Source organism: Anaerozeibacter quisquiliarum (assembly GCF_051162045.1).
Lineage (GTDB): Bacteria > Bacillota > Clostridia > Christensenellales > Aristaeellaceae > Anaerozeibacter > Anaerozeibacter quisquiliarum.
This window is the reverse complement of the sequence record NZ_JBISDI010000043.1, coordinates 1-16,585: the sequence shown is the minus strand read 5'-3', so window position 1 is coordinate 16,585 and position 16,585 is coordinate 1. Positions and strand designations below refer to the sequence as shown.

The 16,585-nt window shown below is 60.9% G+C and carries 11 protein-coding genes, 1 pseudogene and 1 riboswitch; of the genes and pseudogenes, 4 read left to right on the top strand and 8 right to left on the bottom strand.

All coding sequences use genetic code 11. The features are described from left to right. Positions 1-10: 10 nt before the first annotated feature. A riboswitch (M-box (ykoK) riboswitch) is annotated at positions 11-169 on the bottom strand. Positions 170-442: 273 nt separating this feature from the next. Then, positions 443-1,414 (bottom strand): LacI family DNA-binding transcriptional regulator, encoded by a 972-nt coding sequence (locus ACH6CV_RS15530; RefSeq protein ID WP_456359126.1) that lies wholly within the window; start codon positions 1,412-1,414, stop codon positions 443-445. A gap of 11 nt (positions 1,415-1,425) precedes the next feature. After that, positions 1,426-4,734, bottom strand: a complete 3,309-nt coding sequence (locus ACH6CV_RS15525; protein WP_456359125.1) for a GH36-type glycosyl hydrolase domain-containing protein — start codon at positions 4,732-4,734, stop codon at positions 1,426-1,428. 329 nt (positions 4,735-5,063) lie between these two features. On the opposite strand from ACH6CV_RS15525, the gene ACH6CV_RS15520 reads away from it, so the two are divergent. Genes ACH6CV_RS15520 through ACH6CV_RS15505 form a run of 4 tightly spaced genes read left to right on the top strand, consistent with a single transcriptional unit; the run spans position 5,064 to position 8,582 of the window. After that, positions 5,064-5,894, top strand: a complete 831-nt coding sequence (locus ACH6CV_RS15520; protein WP_456359134.1) for a carbohydrate ABC transporter permease — start codon at positions 5,064-5,066, stop codon at positions 5,892-5,894. Next, the gene (locus ACH6CV_RS15515; protein ID WP_456359124.1) at positions 5,887-6,705 is read left to right on the top strand and encodes a carbohydrate ABC transporter permease; all 819 of its coding nucleotides are present in this window, start codon (positions 5,887-5,889) and stop codon (positions 6,703-6,705) included. The genes ACH6CV_RS15520 and ACH6CV_RS15515 overlap by 8 nt, the downstream gene beginning before the upstream one ends. 15 nt (positions 6,706-6,720) lie before the next feature. Continuing rightward, positions 6,721-7,251, top strand: a complete 531-nt coding sequence (locus ACH6CV_RS15510; protein WP_456359123.1) for a hypothetical protein — start codon at positions 6,721-6,723, stop codon at positions 7,249-7,251. A 56-nt stretch (positions 7,252-7,307) separates the two neighbouring features. Continuing rightward, positions 7,308-8,582 (top strand): extracellular solute-binding protein, encoded by a 1,275-nt coding sequence (locus ACH6CV_RS15505; RefSeq protein ID WP_456359122.1) that lies wholly within the window; start codon positions 7,308-7,310, stop codon positions 8,580-8,582. 96 nt (positions 8,583-8,678) lie between these two features. On the opposite strand, the pseudogene ACH6CV_RS15500 reads toward ACH6CV_RS15505, so the two are convergent. The 6 genes and pseudogenes from ACH6CV_RS15500 to ACH6CV_RS15475 all read right to left on the bottom strand — a co-directional run. Then, a pseudogene (locus ACH6CV_RS15500) lies at positions 8,679-9,299 on the bottom strand (arsenic resistance protein); the annotation flags it as partial. Between the two features lie 163 nt (positions 9,300-9,462). Then, the gene (locus ACH6CV_RS15495) at positions 9,463-9,867 is read right to left on the bottom strand and encodes an ArsR/SmtB family transcription factor (protein ID WP_456359121.1); all 405 of its coding nucleotides are present in this window, start codon (positions 9,865-9,867) and stop codon (positions 9,463-9,465) included. Between the two features lie 263 nt (positions 9,868-10,130). Further along, a complete protein-coding gene (locus ACH6CV_RS15490; protein ID WP_456359120.1) occupies positions 10,131-10,808 on the bottom strand; it encodes a response regulator transcription factor in 678 nt (225 codons plus the stop codon). Positions 10,809-10,950: 142 nt separating this feature from the next. Then, on the bottom strand, positions 10,951-12,948 hold the full coding sequence (locus ACH6CV_RS15485; protein ID WP_456359119.1) for an NADH-dependent [FeFe] hydrogenase, group A6: 1,998 nt from the start codon (positions 12,946-12,948) through the stop codon (positions 10,951-10,953). A gap of 5 nt (positions 12,949-12,953) precedes the next feature. Beyond that, entirely contained in the window at positions 12,954-16,046 is a 3,093-nt protein-coding gene (locus tag ACH6CV_RS15480) for an NADH-ubiquinone oxidoreductase-F iron-sulfur binding region domain-containing protein (RefSeq protein ID WP_456359118.1), read from the bottom strand. A gap of 20 nt (positions 16,047-16,066) precedes the next feature. After that, complete coding sequence (locus ACH6CV_RS15475; RefSeq protein WP_456359117.1) at positions 16,067-16,555, bottom strand: NADH-quinone oxidoreductase subunit NuoE family protein; 489 nt, start codon at positions 16,553-16,555, stop codon at positions 16,067-16,069. Positions 16,556-16,585 lie beyond the last annotated feature (30 nt).

Genomic DNA, 16,585 nt, shown 5'->3' with positions numbered 1-16,585 from the left:
GTTGGGATGAGCACGATCTCACCGTACAAGTTTTAGCATCATAGGGCGATGAAGTTGCGTTAGTCCATGCCTTGTAATCGACATTGACTGCTGGCCTTCTCACAGTGTCTCCACTGATCCGCGGCAGCAACCCGTATCCCTATGGTAGCCTCACCTACCGAGATTATCCAATTGTATTCACAGTATATGCCCCTGCCGGGACATTGTCAATGCCTCCGCAAAATTACGATAAGCGTTTTCATGCGCGCTTCCCCGCCTTTCTGACTGCTTTCACCAGTTCGTACCACAACATCGAGGCGAGCGCCACGCCCAGCACAACCAGAAGTTGGCCGCCGGACAGCGGCGCGAGGCGGGGGCATTTGGCGCGGAACAGCCCCAAACGGTATGAGATGGCTGCCCCTTTTTCGATGGCGCGTTGCGAATGGTGGATACTGTATGAACGCTATTCGCAAGTGCGCCCGACGGATTGGCCTTCAAAGATGGAGGTGTGAATGACTTGCGGGGCGCAGGGTTTTCCTTGCATGAGGTTTAGGAGGGCTTGGGCGGAGCGACGGCCCCAGTCCTCGAGCGAGTAGTTGATGGTGGTGAGCCTTGGGGATAGGTATTGGGACAGTTCGATGTTGTCAAAGCCCATGATGTGCACGTCTTTGCCGATCTCGAATGTGGTCTGTTGCAGGTAGTTGTACATGCCTACGGCCATTTCGTCGTTGAAACAGAAGCTCACCGCGTTTTCCACGCCGTGGCTGATGATGTGCTCCGCCGCGCGCGCGCCGGAGGCTTTATCGAACGCGCCGGGCAGAATATGCCCCGTCACATCGGGGTGTGCGCGCAAAAAAGCCTGCACGGCCGCGAGGCGCATGTCGGAGTCGTACGTGCCTGTGGGTCCGGTAACGATGTAAAACCGGCGGAAGCCGCGCCCGTAGCAATAGTCCATGGCCTGGGTCGCGCCGCCGACATTGTCCAGCAGCACCTGCGCGGTGGTGTCGTGGTGGGATTCCCGGTCGAGCACGACGATGGGCTGCTTGTGTGCCGCGAGCATGTTGAGGCTCTTGTCGCTGAAGTGCCTGTCCAGGATTGCCGCCCCGTCCAGCATGCGTTGGGTGAGTAGCCGCTGGGATTGTGGGCCGCTGCAGATGATCACCGAGTACTTGGCGGGTACGAAGACCTCCTGCATGCCGCGCAGCAGTTTGTCATAAAACGAGCCGGAGAACGACGCCAGAAACACGCCCACAATCTGCGTCTTGCGGGTCTTCAAGAAACGCGCCGCCGCGTTGGGCATGTAGTTCATCTCTTTGGCGATGGACAAAATCCGTGAGCTGGTTTCAGCCGAAACCAGCGGGTTTCCGTTCAATGCGTAGGAAACCGTGCTGATTGACACGTTTGCGCGCTGCGCGATGTCCTTGATGGTGGTCATGTGCTCTCCTCTCAGCTCTCCAGTTCCAAAATGTTCTGCCTTCCTGTACATAGGCCGGCGTGGAGCGTGTCCAGCTTCACTTGCGCGCCGGTTGCGCGGTATCGGTTTTTAAACGGCTCGAAGGGCAGCTCTGTGCTGTTGAGCAGTACGCGGCGCACGGCGCAGCCCGATATGAGCCGATAGCGAAACTCCACGCATGTGCCCTCGATTTGCAGGGTGAAGGTCTGCCCGCACATCGAATCCGGCAGTTGGGGGTCAAGCACGAGACAGCCGTTTGCGATACGAACGCCCAGCGATTGGCAGATGAGTTGGTGCACGAAGATGCCGGGACCACTGGAGTACAACCGCCATCCACCCTTCGCATTTGCCTCGCCCCGGCGAAGCGCTTCGTAGTCCACATCGAACCGCGTCGCGAAATCGCCATCGGAGCTGCTGAAGTGCACGTTCGCCTGGCGCGGCAGCGCATTTTTGACCTTGTCGTGGATCGCTACCGGCGTGATCCGCTCCAGCGCGTCCATCGCCAGCGCGCCCTCGCCAAGCACACAGAGCGCATTGGCGTAGCGCACGTTGGCGTGGGTGTAGCACAGCCCCACCTCGCGCCCGAAGCTGGCGGCCTGTTCGCCGCGCAGGAAGTGGATGGTCTCGCCGTGATTGTAGTAGAGCGGGCTGCTCATCAGGCGCACGCCGTCCGGGAAGGCCAGATGGTCGCAGATGATGCCCAAATGCGCGTTCGCCGCGTCGGCGTCAAACAGCTGCGCGATGATCGAGCGGGTCATGGGAATCAGGCGGTATGCGATGTGGGTGTGATCGTCCGATGGATGCAGCATGTAGCTGGGCGGCTGGTCGCCCTCAAAGCGCGCGAAGCCGGAGACCACGCCGTCCTTGACCAGCAGCCGCTCAAAATCGCGCGCGATGTCCGTGGCGGTGCGCACCAGCGAGGCGGACAGCTCGCCATCCGCCAATGCCAGCGCCGCCCCCAGTTCGACAAATACCTGTTGGGTCAGCGCGGTGGTCCAGCTGGAGACCAGTTGCCTTTTCAGCGAGGGATCGGCGGGTTGCAGCGTATCGTCCCAATCGCCGTTGCCGTAGCGGGGCAGCGCGGTGCCGGGCAACAACTGTGCCCGGATCGCGTTGATCTGCCTTTTCACATGGGAAAGCAGCGGCTCGCGCCGCGCGGTGAATTGTTTGTCCGCAATCGCGGTGTAGGGCAGTTCCTCTTCGAGGATGCCAAAATCGCCTGTCGCGGACAGGTAGTCGCTCAGCACCTTCAGAGGCCACAGGATGATGTCTCCGTGGCTCTCCTGCTGTTGGGTGTCCGCGTAGCGGCCCAGCATGAACCACTGCGGCCAATCGCCGGTTTCCGCATATTGGTGCGCGTATAGCTCCATCAGGATGTCGCGGATGTTGCTGTGGTGACCGAACGCAAGGCACAATTCCACCGGCCCCTGACACACATCGCGCGTTCCCCAGGCCGCGCCCTGCGATTGCTCGATGCCGTGGGGCGACAGGAAATGGATCATCGCGTCATGAGCAAACCACCACACCGTGGCATTCAGCCGCCGTGTCCGCGCATCCTCGCCCCACAGCGCAAAGCCGCCGGTGAACGCGGAGAAGAACGCGGCATAGCGCAAGCATTCGGCCTCGAAGGCGCGAGGCTCGATGGGGGGGAGCACACCCTCGATGCTGCCTGAAATCGTCAGCGAAAACGTCGCCGTGGGCTCCAATGCCAGTACGGACAGCCGCTCGTTGCGCGCAAGCCCGTCGACGTAGAACAGGCCGTCGTCGGTCAGGCGGAATGCTGCGCCCGAAACCGTCACGCCGAACACCATCTCCGGCGCACGCTCGTGGGTCAGCGTATCGGGGTGCGGCCGATACAGTACCGTGTCGCCTTCTCGCGTAGCGGGGAGCAGAGGGCCTTGCTCGCTCTCGCTCAGCGCCAGCTGCTGCGTGATCACGTAGCGGTTCAGGGCGCCCTCAAGCGAGCATAGCTCCAGCCTAATCTCCGACTGCTCCACGAGGCTGTAGACGCGAACAATGAGCGTGTCTGACCCGGTCTTGTAGCGCCATATGGCGTAGTTGACGCCCATTTCGAACAGCGACGGTTCGGCCAACAACACGAACCGGTCTCCCTCCCGAACCCAGATGCGCAGCCCGGCGCTGTGGAACCGATTCAGCGGGTTTCGCACGCAGGTGTTCAGCGCGTGGAATGATGTATTGCCCAGAACCAACTGCGATACGAACGCACCATGCATGTGGCACGTGGCGGCCATGGCGCGCTCGTCGGTCACGCAATTCAGGCCGGTCATGATGATGTGCGCGTGGGGCCGCTCCAACAGCCGCTCCTTCGCGAGGTGCGCCACGTGCGCGTGCTCGGGCGTGAAGAAGGACAGCTCTCGACCGTCCTCGGCCTCGACCAGGACTTTGTCTCCATACAGCGCGGCGGTCTCCTCGGCGGAATACGGCAGCACCGACAGCGGCTCCGATGGCAATCGCTCGGCCCGCGCCAACTCGGAGAGGTCGGCCTCGGCACACAGCGGGTGGTGCGCAGCCCGCACGGCATCGGGAATGCCTTCGGCGCGATTGCGTATGGGCAGGTCGGGCAGATAGCGCCCGAAAAACGAGAGCCGTTGCTCAGCCTTGTTCAGACGCAGCGGCTTCGACTGCAGCGCGACATAGCCAAACTCGTATTGGTAGACGCGGCTTGGCAGTTCATCGCATTTTAGCGCCTCGGCCTCACCGTTCACGCGGCTATCCAGCCCGAAGAACTGGAACCCATCCGTGGAGTAGGCCCGCGCGCCCTCAAGCAGCCCCAGTTGCAGCGCCGGGTGGCCCGAGGACATCCGCTGGTTTTGGCGCGCGGTGATCACATAGCCATCCTCAGCGCCCTCGAACACGCAGTAGTCGATGTACTGGCTCATGTATGCGGGGTTGTTGAGCACGGACACCTCGTCAGCCAGGCCCAGATCCTGACCCCAGATGACGTCGCACAGCCCCTCGCCCGACAGCGCCACGTCCCAGAAGAAAGCCGCATCGGTCAGCGAAAACCGGACCTCGTAGGAAACGCCCTCGAACCGACCCCGGTACACGAGCTGGCTTTCCGCGCGCGCGCATGTGCTCGCCGACTGCACGCCAAGCATCGGCGCGCTGCGCCATGCGCCGTCTACCTGCACTCGTAGATACAGGTTCATCAGCGAGCCGTCCAGCGCGTTGCCCACCAGCTGGTTCAGCATCACGCCGCCACAACTGATCTGACTCACATCGCCCGTTTCAAGAAAGCAAAAGCGCAGCCCGTCGCGCTCAATCATCATGCGGCCTGACATGGGTTCCCTCCTCATCAGTACAAGTGGATTCGAAACGATTCAGAGCATCCTGCTGTTATCATACGTACAAATCCATCCCTTGTCAATCCATTTTCTACAAAAATGCGATCAATTGTGAAGGACATGTATTGTAAGAAAATTTTTGTGTGGTTTTGTGCATAAAGTACTTGTCATTTGCACGAGGATTGTGGTATGATTGGCATAGAAACGTTTCGAACTGGTTGTGAGTACCGCGCGAGTTTGATGGGAGGGTGTGGGGCGTGAAGCGAGCGATCGGGGTTCAGACGCGGGTGTGGGGCTATGTGTTCCTGCTACCGTGGATCATTTACATGGCGCTGTTTTTGATCTATCCATTTGCCACGGCCATCGGCAACTCGTTCATGTCCTACGACACGCTGGACAAATTCCGCATCCGCTTCACTGGCCTTGGCAATTGGGCGAAGGTGGTGATGGATCCGGTATTCTGGCAGTCCATCGGCAACATCGTCTATAACCAGGCCATCTTCATCGTGCTGACGCTGATCATTTCGCTGGCGTCTGCGATGATGCTCAGCACCAGCCGCAAGCTGGATTCGGTGTTCCGTACCGTCTACTTTATGCCCGTCATCACCTCGCTGACCGTGGGGATGATGGTGTACAACTACTTCATCGTGGGCCCCGACGGGCCCATCCAAAAGCTGCTGCTCAGTTGGGGCTGGCTTGACAAGCCGTTCATCTGGACGGTGTCAAAGACCCTGCCCATGCCGCTGATCGCGCTATTCTCCAGTTGGAAGTGGTTCGGCATCCAGATGGTCATTTTCATCGGTGGCATCGCCAGCATCGACGCATCTGTGTTCGAGGCCGCGGCCATCGACGGCGCCAGCGCGTTTGCCCGGGTGACACGCATCACGCTGCCGCTGCTGCGGGACCAATTGGTGTTCGTGCTGACCATGAACGTCATCAACGGCATGCAGATGTTCACCGAGAGCTACATGAACTTCGAGACCGCCGGTGGCGTGGGCAATGCGGCGTTGACGCCGGTGCTCTATTTATACCGCATCGCCTTCAAAGACCTGGACATGGGCTATGCATCCACCATCGGCATCTTCCTGGCTGTGATCATCTTCATCGCGACCCACATCCAAATGAAGTTCACCGAGGGGAGGCAGATCAATGCATAAGAAGTTATGGACGTTGCTGAAGTACCTGGTGCTCGCCCTGGGGGCAGTCGTCGTGATTACGCCGTTCTGGATCATGCTCCTGAACTCCGTCAAGTCCGCCAACGAGATCATAAGCAACCCGCTCAGCCTGCCCGCTAAGCCGGACTTCAGTGGCTATGTGGGCGTGTTCGTGCAGCTCAACATCGGCCGGTTGTTCTTAAACTCCATCTTTGTCTCCGCCAGCACCATGGCGCTCAACGTGCTGCTGAGCCTGACGGTGGCGTACGGCATCCTTAAGTGCAACCTGCCCGGCAAGTCCGCCTGGCGCAGCCTGATCCTGTCGTCGATGATGCTGCCATCCATTCTCATGCTGATTCCGCAGTATCAGATGTTTTTCCAGTGGGGCTGGATCAACAGCTTCAAGGTCATGATCCTGCCTGTCTGCATCAGCGCCTACAACATCTTCCTCATGATGCAGTTCATGCATTCCATCAGCGACGAATACCTCGAGGCCGCGCGCATGGACGGCGCAAGCGAGCCGTTCATCCTGTACGGCATCGTACTGCCGCTGTCGCTGCCCGCCATCTCGACCGTGGGCATCCTGTCTTTCATGGACTCGTGGAACGATTTCATGCGCCCGCTGCTTTATATGACGGATCAGAACAAGATGACGCTGCAGCTGGCGGTGTTCCGGTTCAAAACGCTGATTCCCAACGGTCACTTTCAACAGCTGTGGGCTGCGACCACGCTGGTCACGGTGCCCATTGTCATTGCGTTTTTGTGCGTGCAAAGGAATTTCATCAAGGCGTTCACCGGCGTGGGCCTGAAGTGAGGCAGGGGAGAGCATATGAAAAAGAGACTTCTGATTGCCTTGGCGGCCATCGCGTTGCTGGTGGCGTTCTACGCGGTCACCTGGTTTCGCATCTACAACATGACTGCGGGCTACTTCGCCGAGGCCGAGGCCAGCTTCGAATCGGGCAAGTACGCGCTGGCACTCAAGGGCGGGAACGACTTCGCAACGGGCGACTTTACTGGTGCCTATCAGCAGGTGGTCGAGGCCTGGGAGGGCGGTCTGGCCCTGCCCAAGCCCCAGATCTTCCTGGACGCGCGGCAAAGAGAGCAGACCATCCTGCAGGAAAAGCTCAGCGTTAAGGACATCGACGCCATGGTCAAAAAGTATCTGAAGATCGACAAGCGCTACTTGGACGCGGCGCTACTGCGCAAAGCCGAGCTGCTGCTCGCCGATGGAAAGACATCAAAGGCCATTGAGGCCTACGAGTCCGCCGTCCAGGTTTTCCCCATGAACAAGGAGCTGGCCCAGCAAGTCGAAGCTAAGCTCGCCGAGCTCAACGCACAGCAATCTGCCGACACCCCTTAAGGCGCATCGCGTTTTCCCCCATTGGGGCATCTATATTTTCTGGAGGAGGAGATTCCATGAACAAAGAGCTGACCCACCTGCTGTCACTCGCTCTGGCCGTGGCGCTGTTCTTCGCGTGCGGGGCGGTTCCCGCGCTGGCCGCTGACACTTCCGTCACCGACCAGATCACCGTGGCCGTGCCGGAAGGCGACTATGTGGCGTTCATGAACAACGTCGCCGTGCCCAAGTTCAACGAGAAATTCCCCAACGTCACCGTGCAAGTCATCTCCGACAAGGAGATCGACACCCAGATCGCCGCAGGCAATGTGCCCAATGTGTACACCGGCGGCTTCGGCTCCCGCGGCATGCGCTATGCGCAGTCCGGCGTGCTGGTTCCGCTGAACGGCTTCGAGGGCTTTGACGAGCTGTTCGCCCGCCTGGACGAGAATTACATCGTGAATTTCGCGGACTACAACTTCTATGTTCCGTGGAACCTCACCACCACCATGATGGTGTACAACAAGGAGCTATTCACCCAGGCTGGGCTGGACCCGGAAACCCCGCCCAAGACCTTCGACGAGTTCTTGGCCGCCGCCAAGGCGATTGACGACCTGGGCCCGGAGATCTACGGCACCGGATTCTGGAACGAAGCGCTGACCTGGGGCGGCTGGTATTGGGACATGCTGGCCCCCATCTACTACAACTTCAATGGCGGCCAATATCAGCTGATGAACGACATGGGCACCGACATCGTGTTTGATAAGCCTGAAGCCAAGATGAAGGAGTTCATGGAGTTCCTGAAGACCGCCCAGTCCTACGGCCCGCCCACCACGAACGACATCAACTCGTTCTTCAAGCGCAACGTAGGCATGTGGCTGCAGTTCGGCTACGGCTGGAAGGCCAACTTGAAAGGTGCTGCTGACCGCCCGATGGAGGTGGGTCAGGACATCGGCATTGCGCCCATCCCTGTGGTTGCCGAGGGCGATACCGCATATTCCACGCTGGGCGGCATCGGCCTGATCATCTTCAAGTCAGACGATCGGAAGCAGCAGCTGAGCTGGGAGTTCATCAAGGTGCTGATGGAAGACGAGCTGAACCTGGAAGCCTGCAAGCTGCTGGGCCAACTCCCCAGCCTCATTTCCCTGCAGGACAACGAGTACTTCGAGCAGCCCTCTGAGCAGCCGTTTGTCAACCAGACCAAGACCGCGCTGCAGCCCGAACCCTTCGCCGAGGCGGACACCATCGCCAACAAGGTGCTGGGCGCCATCCAGGCCATCGTCGTGGATGGCAGCGCCGACATGGACGCCACCCTCGCGCAACTGGCCACCGACGCCAGGGCAGAGATCAAATAAGGGATTGCATATCGCGCAAAGTGCATGAGACGACGGGGCCGGACATTGCGTCTGGCTCCGCTTTTTGGAGGGGCGAATGAAGTACATTGACGATTGGGACCGGCGCAAGGCGCGGCATGCCAAGGGAGACTTCATCGTCGGCATGATGGAAAAGGCGAGCATATCCCACGGGATGCTGACGCCATTCACCCCCAGCAGGAACTGCACCAGCGGCACAAACAGCACGAGGATCAGGAGGTCGTTGACCGAAACCTGCACGAGCGTGTGCGCCGGGTCGCCCTTCGTGAGGTTGCTCCACACGAACACCATCGCGGTGCATGGTGCTACGCCCAGCAATACGGCTCCCGTTACAAAATCCTGTGCCAGCTCCGCCGGGATGAAGGCGCGGAACATGACCTTGAAAAACAGGGCTGCCAGACCGAACATGAGGAAGGGCTTGATGAGCCAACTGCTGCCGCTGGAGATCAGGATGCCCAAGGGATGCTTCCCCACGTTCTTGATGGACTGGAAGTCGATCTTCATCATCATCGGGTAGATCATGACCCAGATGAGCACGGCGATGGGCAGGTTTTGGCCCGCGTATTGCAGCTTTTCCAGAACCGCCGGAATGCCGGGCAGAAATTTCCCGATCAGGATGCCTGCCGCCATGCAGAGAACGACCCACACCGTCAGATACTTCTCGAAGAAACCGATGCCCTGTGCTTTTTGCTCGCTCACTTTATTGCCGCCTGCTTTCTCTTAACGCTCCGACTCACCCTGCCTGTGGGGCCGTATATTCGACGCCGTTATACACCCATACGCGCCACCACGGTATCGCCGCAAAGCTCCCCACAGTCCTCGCAAACCGATTTACGAAGCTCCGCGGCAATGTCGCTTCCGTTCATGCGGATGGCGGGCGGCTTGTTCGGCTGCGGCGTCCCGCAGCAGTCCTCGGATGAACAACAGCGCTTGGACATTCCGAGCACACTTCACATTTGATGGAACCCTTGCCCTTGCAGATACAATCTTCCTTCTCGGAGGTGATGGCGCACAGGAACCGCTTTGTATTCTGAACGGCTTGCGAATCCAGCGAATAGTACGTCCACTTTCCCTCCTCCCTGGCTTTGACGAGCCCACACTCACGCAGAAGCTTTATGTGGTGGGACAGCGTGGACTGCGACATTGCAAATTTTTCCAAAATGTTGCAGGCGCACAGCTCGCCGCAGGAGAGCATATCCACGATCATGGCCCGCCTGGGATCGCCCAGCGCCTTGAATACCTTAGCGTTCTCCAGGCAGTAATCCATGTTGCCACCTCAAATTCACGATCTTCGATATGAGCATTATGTGCGCCAAATCGAAAAACGTCAATATAAAACGGCAGTTTGGCAGATAAATTTTCGAAAAGCATTTGGCCGGGAGAAGGGGCTGAATCGGGCCGCTGCGTTGCTTGGAGCGGCCCGATTTCGCGTTGAATGTGTTGTCTTCCTGCTTTTGCTTGCTGTATAATGCCCTCCAGGCATCGGTGCCGCAAATCGGCCGCGGTCCGGAGATGTGAAAGCCCTCGTTTTCAAATCTCGAACTTGTAGCCGTAGCCCCAGACGGTCTGTATGTTGTCCTGGCAGGGATAGATCTTACCGCGCAGGCTCTTGATGTGCGTGTCGACCGTGCGGTCGGAGCCGAGAAAATCCTGCCCCCAGACCATCTCAAGCAGCGCGTCCCGGGAGAAGGCTTGCCGTTGATTGCGCAGGAAAAAGAGCAGAAGGTCGAATTCCTTGGGCGTGAGCTTCACATCCGTCCCGTTGACGGACACCTGATGCGAGCCCAGATCGAGCGATATCTCGCCCGCCTTGACGACGCTGGGCGCACGCGCGTTGTTGCCGAAGATGACGAGGAGGTTCCGGATGCGCGCCACCAACTCGCGCGGATAGAAGGGCTTGAGCACGTAATCGTTCCCGCCCGCCTCGAATCCCGCGAGGCGGTTGGCCTCGTTCCCGTTGCGGCTGATGAAAACGACAGGGATGCTCAAGCTCTTGCGCAGATGGCGGCAGACGACGCAGCCGCCGATCTCCGGGAGCTCCGCTTCCAAAATCACCAGTTGATATTCGCACCTGCGCAGGCGCTTGAGGGCCGAGATCCCGTCCTGAGCGAAGTCGCACAGCCAACCCTCGGCGCCGACGCTCAGGCGGATGATATCGCGCACGGTCGCGTCGGCGTCGGCGACGAGCAATTTGATCTCCTGATCCAACACAACCTCTCTCGCCTCGTTTCCCTCTGTTATATCCGCAATCATTATACGCAATCGGGTGGTGGTTTTCAACACATGACAGCAGGTTATTGCCGTACGCCGGGGGATATCGCACCGCCCGGCGCGCGGCTCTCTTATGAAGTTACGGCTTGCAGTCGGCGATGACGCTCTTGAGGATCTCGACGGTCTCATCCTTGTCCCTAAGCTCCGCCGTCAAACGGCGATTCTCCGCCTCTAGCTCGAAGATTCTGGGCGACTCGTGTTCCTCGCGCGTGCGCGGTGGCGGTTCGACCAGCCTGGGCCTTGGCTTGGGCATGACCTTGCGCTGCTGCGCCGGCTCCACCGCGACCGAGTAGTCGCCCGGTGTGAGCTGGTTGAACATGCCGCGCTTGACGTACCTGGTATGCAAGAGTTCATGCGAGCGGTGGCCGTTGGGGGAACCGAGGTATTGCTCATACAGCTGGGTCACAAAGGGGTTCTCGTGGGATTTGCGCAGCTCCTTGCTCTCGTCCTCCAGATAGAGGTTCTCGAGCCGCCTCTTGCGCACGTGCGGATCCTCCGAGCGCGGCTGGCCCCCGCCCATGATGCAACCGCCCGGGCAGCCCATCACCTCGATGAAGTGATAGGGCGATTCGTCCTTCGCGATCTGCCGCATCAGCTTGTCCGCGCCCGCCAGCCCGCTCGTCACGGCCACGCGCAGCGTAATCCCGTCGAGGAACGCGTAGTCCGGCAGGGGATTCTCGATGCAGATCGCGGCTTCCTTGACCTGGTCGAGCCCGACGATGGGCGTCACGTGCAGGCCGTCAAAGGGCAGCTCGCGGCCCGTCACGATCTCGTAAACGGTACGCAGCGCGGCTTCCATGACGCCGCCGGTCAATCCGAATATGTCCGCAGCCCCCGTGGACATGCCCAGCGGGCTGTCGAATTTCTCGTCCGCGAGTTCGGTGAACTCGATGCCGGCCGAGCGGATCATGTCGGCGAGCTCGCGCGTGGTAAGCACCGCGTCGACGTTCGGCACCTCCTCGTTAACCATCTCCTCGCGTACGATCTCGAATTTCTTGGCGGTGCAGGGCATGACGGACACGACGTACATGTCCTTGGGCGTCAGGCCGATCGTCCGCGAATAGTAGGACTTCACCAGCGCGCCCAGCATGGTGTGGGGCGACTTGCAGCTCGACAAATGCGACAGCTGATCCGGGAAATTGTGCTCGACGTACTTGATCCAGCCGGGCGAGCAGCTCGTGATCATTGGCAGCGCCTCGCGCCCGCCGTTCAGCGCGTCCTTCAAGCGCGCCAGGAGCTCGGTGCCCTCCTCCATGATCGTGAGGTCGGCGGCGAAGTTCGTGTCGAACACGTCCTTGAAGCCCAGCTTGCGCAGCGCGGCGACCATCTTGCCGGTCACGCGGCTGCCCGCGGGCATGCCGAACTCCTCGCCCAGGGCGACGCGCACGGCGGGGGCGACCTGCACGACGGTTCGCAGCTTTGGGTTTTCAAGCGCGTCCCATACCGTCCGCTTTGCGCTCGTCTCCTTGAGCGCGCCGACGGGGCAGACCACCGTGCACTGGCCGCAGAAGGCGCAGTTCACGGTTCCGATGGGGAGGCTCATCGCGGGCGCGATCTCGGTGTCGAACCCGCGGTTCTGCGGGCCGAGCACGCACACCTGCTGAACCTGCGCGCAGGCTGTGACGCAGCGGCGGCAAAGGATGCATTTGGACATGTCGCGCGTGATGGCGACCGAGGCGTCCATGTGGTAGCTCGAACGCTCGCCCTCGAAGCGCGAGGTGTCCACGCCCAGTTGCTTCCCAAGCGCCTGGAACTTGCAGGTCTGGTTGCGCGTGCAGCTCAGGCAGTCCTGCGAGTGGTCGGAGAGCATCAGCTCGTACAGCACCTTGCGCGCCTTGTTGACGCGGTTGGAGTAGGTGTTGACTACCATGTCGTTCGCGACCTTGGTCATGCAGGACGCCTGGAGGTTCTTCATGCCCTCCACCTCGACGACGCAGATCCTGCAGCCGCCGAACTGGTGGACGTCCGACAGATAACAGAGGTTGGGGATGTTGATGTGGTTGCGGCGCGCCGCCTCCATGATGGTGATGCCCTCCTCAACCTCCATGTACTGGTTGTTGATGGTCATGTGTACCATACGGCCTACCTCCTTTCGCAATGGAGACAGCGCATCGCCTCGGCCATCGCGGTGAGCTTGTGGTAGCCCAGCACGACCTCGTCAAAGCTGCCCTTGCGCTTTTCCATTTCCAGCATGTCGAGCGGGTAGCGCGGAAGCTCCATCACGTCGTCGTCGTCCACGTGGAGGGAGATTTTGATCTCCTCGCCCCGGTTGAGCGCGCCGCGCCCGCCGAAGAACCTGTCGATGGCGATGGCCGCCTTTTTGCCGTCGGCGATGGCCTGGATCACGCTGTCCGGCCCGCGCACGATGTCGCCGCCCGCGAACACGCCCTTCATCGTGGTCATCATGGTATCCGGGTCGACCGTGAACGTCCCCCACTGCGTGCGGCCGATCTCCCCCGCCGGGATGAACGGAAGATCCGCGTACTGGCTGATGGCGGGAATCACCGTGTCGACGTCGATGAACGCGTTCGGCTCCCCGCTGGGCACGGACACGCGGCGGCCGCTGCTGTCGAACTTTCCGAGCTGCATCTTCTTGTACTCGATCTTGACGACGTGGTTTTCGCTGTTGCCGATGAAGCGCGCGGGCTGGGCGAGCGGAATGATCTCAACGCCCTCATCGAGCGCCTCACGCACCTCCGATTCGTAGGCGGGCATCGTGTTCTGGGTGCGGCGGTAGAGGATGGTGACCTTCTTCGCGCCCTTGCGGAGCGCCGTGCGCGCGGAATCGACCGCCGTGTTGCCGCCGCCGATGACCACCACGTTGTTTCCGACTTCGATGTCGCGGCCCAGCTTCACCTTTTTCAGGAAGCTGATGCCGTGCTCCACGCCCAGCAGGTTCTCGCCCGGGATGCCCGCCTTCTGGGGCAGCTGCGTTCCGGTCGAAATGAAGATCGCGTCGCTTTCCTTGCGCAGCCTGTCGAAGGAGATGTCGCGGCCGATCTCGGTGTTCAGGTGGACGATGACGCCCTCCTGCTCGATGAGGCCGATCTCGTGCTGCAATACGTCCATCGGCAGCCGGTACTCGGGGATGCCGTAGGCCAGCACGCCGCCGGCCACGGATTCGGCCTCGTACACGTCCACCTCGTAGCCGATGCGCACCAGATAGTGCCCGCAGGTCAGCCCCGCCGCGCCCGCACCGATAATCGCCACGCGCTTGCCGTTCTTGGGGAAGATGATGTCCTTGACGTACTTCTTCTCGTGCTTGTGGGCGTAGTCGGCGACGAACCGCTTGAGGTCGCAAATGGCGACCGCCTCGTCCAGCATCCTGCGGCGGCACTTGCTCTCGCAGGGGCGCGTGCAGATGCGTCCGCACACGGCCGGGAAAGGGTTCTCCTGGCGGATGAGATTGTAGGCGTCGATGAAGCGGCCCTCGGCGATGAGCGTGGTGTAGCCGGGCACGTTGACGTTGGCTGGGCAGGTATTCTCGCAGGGGGAAATGAACAGCTCGGAGCATACCCCGGCGCGGCAGCGCTTGTAGCGGATGTGCTCCTCGAACTCCTCGCGGAAGTTCTTGATCGCGCTGAGCACAGGATTGGGCGCCGTCTGGCCCAGGCCGCAGATGGCGGTGTCCTGGATGATCTCTCCCAGTTCCTCGAGCAGCTCGATATCGCCTTCCTCGCCCTCGCCGCGCGTGATCCGTTCGAGGATTTCCAGCATGCGCTTGGTACCCAGGCGGCACGCGACGCACTTGCCGCAGGATTCGTCCTTGATGAAATCGAGGAAATAGCGCGCGGTGTCCACCATACAGGCATCCTCGTTCATGGTAATCAGGCCGCCCGAGCCCATGATCGCGCCGAGCTCCTTGAGATCGGCGTAATCGGTGGGGATGTTCAGGTTCTCGCTCGTGATGCAGCCGCCCGACGGCCCGCCGATCTGCGCGGCTTTAAAGCTCTTTTTGCCCGGCACGCCGCCGCCGATGTCAAAGAGGATGTTGCCAAGCGGCGTTCCGATGGGCACCTCGACGATGCCGGTGTTGGTGATGTCGCCCGCGAGCGCGAACACCTTGGTGCCCTTGCTCTTTTCGGTTCCAAACCCCGAGTACCACTGCGCGCCCTTGAGCATGATTGCGGGAACGTTCGCGAAGGTCTCGACGTTGTTGATGATGGTCGGGCGTCCGAACAGGCCGTTCTGGAACGGGTAAGGCGGCTTCTGCCGCGGCTCGCCGCGCGCGCCCTCGATGGAGTTGAGGAGCGCGGTCTCCTCGCCACACACGAACGCGCCCGCGCCGATGCGGATCTCGATGTCGAAGTCGAAGCCCGAACCGAAGAGGTTCTTGCCAAGGATCCCCATCTCGCGCGCCTGCTGAAACGCCTTCTCCAGCCGCTCGATCGCCAGCGGGTACTCCGCGCGCACGTACACGTATCCCGTGTTCGCGCCGATCGCATAGCCGCCCAGCAGCATCCCCTCGATCACGGAATGCGGGTCGCCCTCGATGATCGAGCGGTCCATGAACGCGCCCGGGTCGCCCTCGTCGGCGTTGCAGACGATGTACTTCACCGGCCCCGGCGCCTTCAGCCCCGCCTCCCACTTGACGCCCGTGGGGAAGCCCGCGCCGCCGCGCCCCATCAGTCCGGACGCCTTCACCTCGCGCACCACGTCCGCGCCGGACAGCTCGGTCAGCGCCCGCGCCGCGGCCAGGTAGCCGCCGCGGGCTATGTACGCCTCGATGCGCGCGTGCTCCATCACCCCGCAGTTGCGCAGCGCGATCTTCACCTGATCCTTGAAGAAGTTGATGTCGTCGATCTTCGGGACGTTCGCTCCGAGCGAATGGTCAAAGAATGTGTACTGCCGGAGGATTTTGCCGTGCTTCAGATGCGCAGATACGATCTCGCGCGCCGTGTCGGGCGTAAGCTTCGTATAGAAAATTCCCTCCGGCTGGATCAGCATGACCGGGCCGACCGCACAGGTGCCGATGCAGCCGGTTTCGATCACCTGCGTGTCCTCCTGCAGAGCGTGCAGCACGAGCGCCTCGCGCACCGCCTTCTCAACCTCGGCGCAGCCGGACGAAACGCAGCCCGCCCCGCCGCAGACCAAAATGGTATGCTTGTATTTGGCCAGGCGTTCGTGCTCGCCGTCGCGGATCGCGATCAGATCGTTCAAACTGTTTACCTTCATGCCCGTTCACCTCCCCGGTCTCAATATTTGGTCAGGATGCTTTCCAACTTGTTGACGTTAACCTGCTTATACACCTCGTCGTCGATCATCATCGCCGGGGCCAGCCCGCATGCTCCGATGCAGCGCGCGACCTCCAGCGTGAACCGCCCGTCCTGCGTCGTGCCGCCCAGCTCCACGCCCAGCTTCGCCAAGAGGCCCTCGAGCACGCGCTTGCCTCCGCGCACGTAGCAGGCCGTTCCCAGGCAGACGCGGATCGTGTGCTGCCCGCGCGGCACGGTGGAGAAGAACGAATAGAAGGACACCACGCCCGAAATCTCCGACAGCGGGATTTCCATCTCCTTGGAGATGAACATCTGTACCTCCAGCGGCAGGCTGCCATAAATCTGCTGCGCCAGATGCAGCACCTGAATCAGGCTCCCGGTCCTTCCCTTGTACAGGTCGATGACGTTCGCAATCTGAGCCAGTGCCTTCTCGTGCTCGGTGCCCGGACATGTGCATTTCGCCTGCATTCTTGAGATTCCCTCCTCTCGCCTCGTCTG